The 3,902-nt window shown below is 58.8% G+C and carries 2 protein-coding genes and 2 pseudogenes; 2 read left to right on the forward strand and 2 right to left on the reverse strand.

Annotation, left to right across the window (positions count from 1 at the left end; all coding sequences use genetic code 11):
* Nucleotides 1-327: pseudogene (locus tag IC66_RS0141745) on the reverse strand (hypothetical protein); the annotation flags it as partial.
* Between the two features lie 398 nt (nt 328-725).
* Between IC66_RS0141745 and IC66_RS0141750 the strand changes: the two are divergent.
* Nucleotides 726-968, forward strand: a pseudogene (locus IC66_RS0141750) (hypothetical protein); the annotation flags it as partial.
* A gap of 628 nt (nt 969-1,596) precedes the next feature.
* A complete protein-coding gene (locus tag IC66_RS0141765; RefSeq protein WP_011084467.1) occupies nt 1,597-1,800 on the forward strand; it encodes a hypothetical protein in 204 nt (67 codons plus the stop codon).
* A gap of 714 nt (nt 1,801-2,514) precedes the next feature.
* On the opposite strand, the gene IC66_RS0141770 is transcribed toward IC66_RS0141765, so the two are convergent.
* Nucleotides 2,515-3,902: DUF1521 domain-containing protein (locus IC66_RS0141770; protein ID WP_038937419.1), on the reverse strand; the 1,388-nt coding region annotated here is incomplete at its 5' end.

Raw genomic sequence — 3,902 nt, forward strand, 5'->3', positions numbered from 1 at the left:
AGCCAATGTTGTTCGCCCGCGATCGAGATAACGACTTCGTCCAGATGCCATTTGTCACCGCGAGGGGGAGTGCGCTGGCGGATCCGATCGGAGAACGGCTTGCCGAATTTCCGTCCCCACTGGCGCACGGTTTCATAGGTCACGCCAATGCCACGCGCCGCCAGCATTTCCTCGACCATCCGCAAGCTTAAGGGAAGCCGGAAATATAACCAAACGGGATAACTGATCACTTCCGGTGCGATGGCGGCGATAAAGAGGGTCCCGGGCGGTCTGCCGGTCGTCTACCCCTCCGCCGCTCCAATTCGTTAATTTGACGGTACCATTCAATGGACTGTCCCTGTCGAAGGTTGCGGCCGATCTTGCGGCGCACGCCGTCAACGGCTGGCCGCCGGAGGTCATCAACGATTTCGGCAATCTCGGCTTTGTCCGACCTGCTGGCATCGTGTTTCTCAGCAACTTATTCGCATGGATGAGCGCTCATCAAACCAAAATCACGCTCACCAACCTCAGGGGCAAACGCCGTCAGGTTTCTGGACGACTCCCTGTTCTTCGAGCAGCATTGCGGCGCAAAGTTTCGCCCGGATGCCTCACCACGGTCGACAACGCGACCACTGATGAGGATCGCTCATCAGCGATTGCCATGGCTGGCTGGAACACAACCTTGCTCCTTGGCTGGCTGCGCGCCTGTCGATCTCTCCCGCGAGCGGCGTGTACAACCGGCCGGTAGCCGCCATGCCCATCTGATCGCGGGCATCTGGACCGGGTTCAAGGGCGACCGGGGCACCAAGTCCAAGCCGGCCCCCGGCCCTCACCTCGTTTATGGCTTCCTGACGACCGATGAGGAGCGCGACGTATGGATGCGCGCGCCGCGGGATGAAGCAAAGGCATTGCAGCGGCCGTTGCCGGATGATGCGCTGAAGATCGTGATGCGCGGCGCGGATAAGGAAGATCAGCCAACAGCAGGGTAGCGATGCTTTAGCGCCGCAATCGGTATGGTGTTATGGGGACAAGAGGTCTGATGTTGTTCAAATCGCCAACAACGGCCGTGCTCATCATCAGCGCACGCCGATGGCCGAAGCGTTGCATTTCTGCAGGGCGCGGCGTTCGGCATTGCTGCGAACTGCCCGAAACTTCATCTGTATACGAAAGCAATCGCTCAATCGAAAAACGGTATCCGAGGAGTTCGCCAAGGCAACGCAAAGGAATTTGCAGAGGGCGCGTTTCTGTTCCACGAATTGCTAACTGGCGGAAAAGGAGACGAATGTGATGGCGGCTCGTGCACCTGCGATAACGTATGCGGCCTTCGCCCCGGTACATGCTACTTCGTGATTGAACCGTCGGAGGTAAAGCCCTGAGTCCGCAATGCTTTAAGGCAGCACCTTGACGAGATTGGCCCGCTTGCGTGCAGCCAGCTCGACAGCAGCATCGCGCGCCGCTTTGAATGTCATCACTTCCGCTGGCGCGTGCTCATGATCCTTCTCGATCATGGATGAAGCCGCCAAGGAAGCTCGATCTTAGTCAGCTTTTCGCAAGCTGCTCCTGCTAGCATGAAGAGGATAGGTCATCTAGGCGACGCCGCTATCCGGGTGTTACGACATGAACGCAGACGCAGCCGATATCAATGCAACAGCGTCGCAGGTTGGCGCCCCCTCCGACACCGCCGAGAACGGCGGCGATGACACGCGTGCAGCGCTACTGCGCCGAGCATTCGAAAAGGCTCTCGTTTCCGTCGCGACGCAAGTCATAAGCGATTCGCAGTCGGATATGGATGAGGCCATGAGCGAGCTTGATGATGGATGAGCCGATGGTCGGCGCCAGATAGCGATACGGCCGCCTGGTGATTGAATCGAAGACGTGCCAAGTGAGACTTGGCACACGCCAGCAGTTAGATGCGCATTCTATGATCTTTCAGGTCCGCTGCGAACTGCTCCGCGAATCCGAATGCACCTGGATCTTTTTGGCAGCGGGCTGCTGCGACGTCCCTTTGGCGTCCCCAACAGCAGACTTTGACGGAAATGGTGATGCTCAAAGCCATGGCGCCTCCGGCTTCGTGAGAGGATGATGGATGTTCTGGGAGCGCAAGGGTTCACGCCCGGCTTGGTAGGCTAAAGACAGGCAGGGCTCAACGCGAAACAGTGGCTTATGCTTTTGAGCCGAGGGTAGATCGCGCCGCCGAGGCCGTCCCCAATCCAATCTACGATCTTGGCCGGGATTTTCGCTGCGACGCCTGCATCTGCAGGACGTTGACGTGCAGACAGACCTGAGAGCACCGTTCCCGTGCAGCGCCTCCATCGCCGGCAACGCGCCGCAGCAATTCTAGCCGGGTAGCCGGGTCTGGAGGCCCTCCGCCCGTTTGTCGGCGCCAAGGCTGCGATTGCCAAGACAATCTGGCTGTTACCGTCGATCCTAAATCGATAGATCGCCAAGCTGCCCTTCTCGCGGCCGTTTGGCGAAAATGAAAGGCGGGCGCTAGCGCCCGCTTCCACGAGTTTCCGACATCCCCGGGATCAGGCCTCATGCCGGCTGTGCATCGCGACCGAAAATGCGCCGGAACATGGCCTCGCGCATCATCGTCTTGAAATCCGGCGGCGCATCCGGGTTCTCATTGTGGTTGATCACCGACTGCGTCACCTTGCGTCCGGAGTTGTCAACCCACCCCTGATTTGTCTCATGGATTGTCTGAGCTCCATCGGACGTCAGCTGATCAAGCGTTCGCCCAGCATTAGACTGCGTGACCTTCAGATTGTTTTTCCCATCCTTGTCGTCGCCGAGTCCCTCCACAACCATGGCATTGTCGCCGTTGGTGATGGTGAGCTTCGAGGAGATGGTTTTTCCCTTGCCATAATCGACCGTGTCCACCGTAATCTTCGTGCCGTCGTCGAGCTGGAAGGTCATACCTTTCTTGAAGTCGAAATCGTCCTTGCCGTCGCCATTAGCATCGACGTGAGGATCGCCGTGGATCCTCGAGACATGGCCGGTCTGGTTGTTCCTAACGGTCCAGGTGCCGTCCTTCTCATCGGCTGTGATCGTATACTTATCACCAAGGTTGATCGTCGCCTTGCCGTCCTTGACCTCGTGCGACCACACTGGCGCTGGCTGAGATGACGGCGCTGGCGTCTGAGCGACGGCAAACGGAACCATCGCAAGAGGCGGCGGTGGAGGAGGAACGAAGAACACGGGTGTTGCACTGGCAGGCGTTGCGCTTGCAGACTGGTAGTTGCCCGGCGCGCGACCCTGTTCGCCGGCATCGATACTCGCCTGATTCACCACGCCGCCGGCGCCATCGACCCAGCCTTGGCCGCTCTCATGGATCGTCTGGGCACCATCGGGTGTCAGCTCATCAAGAGTCATGCCAGCGTTGGACTGAGTCACCCTCAGATTGTTTTTGCCATCCTTGTCGTCGCCGAGCCCCTCCACAACCATCGCGTTGTGGCCGTTCGTAATGGTCAGCCTTGAGGAGATGGTCTCACCATTACCGTAGTCGACATTATTGACGGTAATCTTGGTCCCATCGTCGAGCTGGAAGGTCATATCTTTCTTGAAGTCGAAGTCATCCTTGCCGTCCCCGTTAGCGTCAACATGGGGATCGCCATGGATCTTCGTGACATGGCCGGTCTGGTTGTTGCGGACGGTCCAGGTGCCATCCTTCTCATTGGCTGTGATCGTATATTTGTCGCCGAGGTTGATCGTGGCCTTGCCATCCTTGACCTCATGCGTCCATACCGGATCGACGGAAGGCTCCGAACCCGAACTTTGCTGGCTCAACAGCATGAAAGGAGGAGGCGGAGCCATCATGTACACGGGAGCAGCCACGACTGGAGTGACGACCGCCGGAGCCACGACAGCGGTTGTGACGCCACCTGCAGGAACGACCACCGGAGCGACAACGACGGCAGGGGCCG

It is taken from the genome of Bradyrhizobium genomosp. III, assembly GCF_000261705.1.
GTDB lineage: Bacteria > Pseudomonadota > Alphaproteobacteria > Rhizobiales > Xanthobacteraceae > Bradyrhizobium > Bradyrhizobium ottawaense.